General features: G+C 57.8%; 4 pseudogenes. All 4 read right to left on the reverse strand.

The features are described 5' to 3' along the window. Positions 1 to 208 precede the first annotated feature (208 nt). Positions 209 to 574 (reverse strand): annotated as a pseudogene (locus ACMX3H_RS10230) (glycogen phosphorylase); the annotation flags it as partial. A gap of 24 nt (positions 575 to 598) precedes the next feature. Next, positions 599 to 2,029: pseudogene (gene glgA / locus ACMX3H_RS10235) on the reverse strand (glycogen synthase GlgA). 52 nt (positions 2,030 to 2,081) lie between these two features. After that, positions 2,082 to 3,353, reverse strand: a pseudogene (gene glgC / locus ACMX3H_RS10240) (glucose-1-phosphate adenylyltransferase). 12 nt (positions 3,354 to 3,365) lie between these two features. Next, positions 3,366 to 4,472, reverse strand: a pseudogene (locus ACMX3H_RS10245) (glycogen debranching enzyme); the annotation flags it as partial. Between the last annotated feature and the right edge of the window lie 189 nt (positions 4,473 to 4,661).

Consider the following 4,661-nt stretch of genomic DNA (forward strand, 5'->3'; position numbering starts at 1 on the left):
ATCTTCAAAAATCTTCATATCGATGTTGTCGACATAAAATACTCATTGGGCAGCAACCGCCATTACAAGCGAGAGTTGATCATTCGTAATTTCGCCTGATTTCCTTTTTTGCAAACAATTCTGGACTGTCCAAAATAGCCATTTTTTATAATTTAGATGAGTCCAGAATTGTCTGCAAATTAGTCCAAAATATTTTACATCGCTACATGCCCAGGCCGGGATCGTTCTCCTCGGTAAGCAGATCGTCCAGTTCCAGCCCCATTTCATCCAGCGTGACCCGGGTATCCCCATAAATTCCCATTGCCAGCAGCGCATTAGAGAGCGTGCGGCCAAGTAAAAATTCCATCGACAGATAATAAACCTGGCGCACATCCTGCGACAGTTGGGCGCGGTTGGATCGCAGCCAGCGTTCCACCATGCGATCGCGCACCGCCAGCAGCACGGCATTCAGCCACTCGTGTTTGTTCGCCACGGCGGGATCTTTACCGATGGTGAACATCAATTTATAGGAGATGGAGTGTTTAAGCGCCTCGACGCTGAGGGTGGGTGACGCATAGATAAACGGTGAATTCATGCCCGTGTTTCCCCTGGTTGAACCTTAAAGGCGTTGATACAACGACTGATAGGCTTTCGCGGCAACGCGCCAGCTGAAATCCAGTCCCATCGCCGGCCGCTGCACAATAACGCCACAGCGACGGCCGTGACCACAAAACAAAAGCGCGGCGKATAGCGCGCTGCAGGCCCGCGGCGGTGGCATCTTCAAACACAAAACCGCTGGCGACGCCGTCCGACAGATTTTCCAGCGAACTGTCGGTGACGGTATCCGCCAGCCCGCCGGTACGGCGCACCAGCGGCAGGGTGCCGTATTTCAGCGCATAAAGCTGTGTGAGCCCGCACGGCTCAAAGCGGCTCGGCACCATCAACACGTCCGAGCCGCCGATAATGCGGTGCGAGAATGCCTCATGGTATCCCAGTTGCACCCCCACCTGGCTAGGATATTCCGCCGCCGCGGCCAAAAAGCCCTGTTGCAGCGTGGCGTCGCCGGCGCCGAGCAGCGTGAGCGGGCCGCCCTGCTCAAGCAAATCCGGCAGGACTTCCTGCACCAGATCCAGCCCTTTCTGGCTGGTCAGCCGGCTGACCACCGCGAACAGCGGTACCTTTTCATCCACCGTAAGCCCCATCGCGGTTTGCAGGTGGCGCTTATTGTTGACTTTCGCCTCCAGCACATCGCGGTTATAGCGGGTGGCGAGCATGGCGTCGTGGGTAGGGTTCCAAATGGCATCATCGACGCCGTTTAATATACCGCTCAACTGTCCTTGGGTCTGTAGGGACGCCAGCAGCCCCTTCATGCCGTAACCGTAGGCCGGCTGCGTGATTTCCCGGGCGTAAGTGGGGCTGACCGTCGTGACATGATCGGCATAAAAAAGCCCGGCTTTCATATAGGAAATCTGACCATAAAACTCGAAACCATAGGTCTGGAAAAAGTCATCCGGCAGTTGGAGTTCCGGTAAGTGGCGCGGGGAGAACAACCCCTGATAGGCCAGATTATGCACGGTGAACACCGATTTCGCCGGCCGGCCTTTCGCTGCCAGATAGGCGCAGGTCAATCCGGCGTGCCAGTCGTGGGCGTGTACGATATCCGGGCGCCAGGCAGGATCCAGCCCGGTGGCCATTTCCGCCCCCACCCAGCCCAGGATCGCGAAACGCAGATAGTTATCCATATAGGCGAACTGATCCTGGTCGTGATAGGGACTGCCGTGACGATCGTACAGATCCGGGATATCAATCAGATAGATGCCAACGCCGTTAAAACGGCCGTACAGCAGTACGCCGTGGCGCGACAGCGCGTCAAACTCTTTTACCACGCGGCTATCGGGAACACCTTTACGCAAATCCGGAAAGGCAGGCAGGAGAACCCGCACATCATCGCCCTCTGCGATTTGCGCAGCGGGAGCGCCCCTACCACATCTGCCAGTCCCCCGGTTTTCAGTAAGGGGAACAATTCAGAACAAACATGTAGAACCTGCATCATCGCTCCTGTTGTGGCTTAGTGCTTTTCTAGTGACCGTTTGCGGTCTTCCCTAACTGAGTTTTGCCAATGTATCGCGGGTGACCAGCACAATGCCTTCCTCCGTAAGGTGAAAGCGTTGACAGTCCAAATCCGCCTCTTCGCCAATAATCATGTCATCAGGGATCTGGCAGGCGCGATCGATAATGCATCGGCGCAGCCGGTAGGAGCGTCCGACAATCACGTCAGGCAACAGCACCGCCTGTTCCTGCTCGCAAAAGGAATGGATCCTGACGCGCGGAAACAGCACGCAGTGTTTCAGGATGGTCCCGGACAAAATACAGCCGCCGGAGACCAGTGAATTCAGCGTCACGCCGGAATGGCAGGCGCGATCTTGGGTAAATTTGGCGGGCGGCATCGCCGTGCGGATCGGCCACTCGCGATCGTAAATATTCAGCTCAGGCATGACCGAAGCGAGATCCACGTTGGCGCGCCAGTAGGCGTCCAGCGTGCCGACATCGCGCCAATAGGGCGTGCTTTGGCCGGACTGGGCCGACCTCACGCAGGAGAGCGTAAACGCACAGGCGTCGCCATCGGCGGTCACCCGGTGCAGAATATCCTTGCCGAAATCGTGGCTGGAACGGTCATCGCGCCGATCCTCCTCCAGCCGCTGGTACAGGTAGTCCGCGTCGAAGACATAAATGCCCATGCTGGCAAGCGCCTTGTCCGGCTGGCCCGGCATCACCGTCGGATCCGCCGATTTTTCCACGAAATCCACCACGCGATAATCGGCATCCACCGCCAACACGCCAAAATCACGCGCCTCGACGCGGGGTACCGGCAGACAGGCGACGGTACAGGGCGCGCCCTTCTCCACGTGATCGATAAGCAGCCGTGAATAATCCATCTTGTAGATATGATCGCCGGCCAGGATCACCAGATATTGCGCGCGGTAGCGGCGAATAATGTCCAGATTTTGCGACACCGCGTCGGCGGTACCGCGGTACCAGTGTTCGGTTGCCAACCGCTGCTGGGCGGGCAGCAGGTCGACAAATTCGTTCATCTCGGCATTGAGGAACGACCAGCCGCGCTGGATATGCTATACCAGCGTATGGGATTGGTACTGGGTAATTACCCCGATGCGCCGGATGCCGGAATTCAGACAATTGGATAAAGCAAAATCAATAATGCGGAACTGACCACCGAAATGTACCGCGGGCTTGGCACGTTCGGCGGTCAGCACTTTTAGCCGCGAGCCGCGACCGCCCGCCAGGATCAACGCTACGGATTGAATCGGCAACTGGCGCGCCAGCATCACCGGGTCACTGCTTGCAAACCGCACCATAGCCCACTCCTGTTAATCCTGTTCCAGCACGCATGCCGCGCGGGGACCAAGCGATAGCAAAAGGTCAGCAGGGGCTGACATAAGCGGCTGAAACGGCGCCGTTAACCGCCACCTTCCTTCAGGTAAGGTGATTTCACAGGGGCTTGTCGTGGCATTGATCACAAAAAGCGTACGTTGCGATAAACGAATTTGCAGCCGCGTTTCACCCTGCTGCCATTGTTCCGCGCACAGCGGAGCGCCATGCTCATCGAGCCATTCAACCTGCTCCGGCGAATCCTCCACCCACCAGCGATCGACGTTTAGCGCCGGAATCGATTGACGCAGGCGGATGAGCCCGGCGGTGAACGCGGTCAACACCTCGTCTGCCTGCGCCCAGTCCAGCCAGGTAGTGGCGTTATCCTGGCAATACGCGTTGTTATTGCCCTGCTGGCTATGGCCGTGCTCATCGCCGGCCAACAGCATCGGCGTGCCCTGGGACAGCAGCAGCGTCGTCAGCAGCGCCCGCTGGCTTTGGCCACGATCGGTATTCACCTGAGCGGTGGCGTCTAGCCCCTCATGGCCGTAATTAAAGCTGTGGTTCTCACCGGCGCCGTCGCGGTTGTCCTCACCGTTAGCCTGATTATGCTTGTGGTTGAAGCTCACCAGATCGCGCAGGGTGAAACCGTCATGGGCGGTCAGCATGTTCACCGAGGCGGCCGGCGAGCGCTGGCGGAACAGATCGTCCGAGGCGGCGAAGCGGCGGGCGAATTGACCCAGGCGAATATCCCCGTGCAGCCAGAAGCGACGCATATCATCGCGAAAGCGATCATTCCATTCGGCAAACGGCGACGGGAAACGCCCAGCCTGATAACCGTCCGGTCCAATATCCCACGGCTCAGCGATAAGCTTGCAGCGTCCGAGCAGCGGGTCGGCTTTGATGGCGGCAAACAGCGGCGCGTCGGCGCTGAACGCCGGCGTCCGGCCCAGCACGCTGTCGAGGTCGAAACGGAAACCGTCCACGTGGCATTCCTTCACCCAAAAACGCAGACAGGTCATTACCCATTCCCGCACCATGGGCTGACACAGGCGCAGCGTATTGCCGCAACCGGTCCAGTTCTGGTAGTCGCCCTGCTCATCGAGTCAGGTCAGTAGTAGCTGTGGTTGTCGATCGCGCGCAGCGACAGCACCGTAAGCGTACGCCCAGCGCCGTCTGTTAATTCCCCATCAAGTTATTAAAGATGATGTCCATTATTTTTTTAATGGGCGCAATTCATGAAACAAACCCCACCAAAACCCTCAAGACGTCGTCCAAATTTCCCGCTGGACTTT

The organism is Sodalis sp. (in: enterobacteria) (assembly GCF_047607725.1).
Classification (GTDB): domain Bacteria; phylum Pseudomonadota; class Gammaproteobacteria; order Enterobacterales; family Enterobacteriaceae; genus JBLKSS01.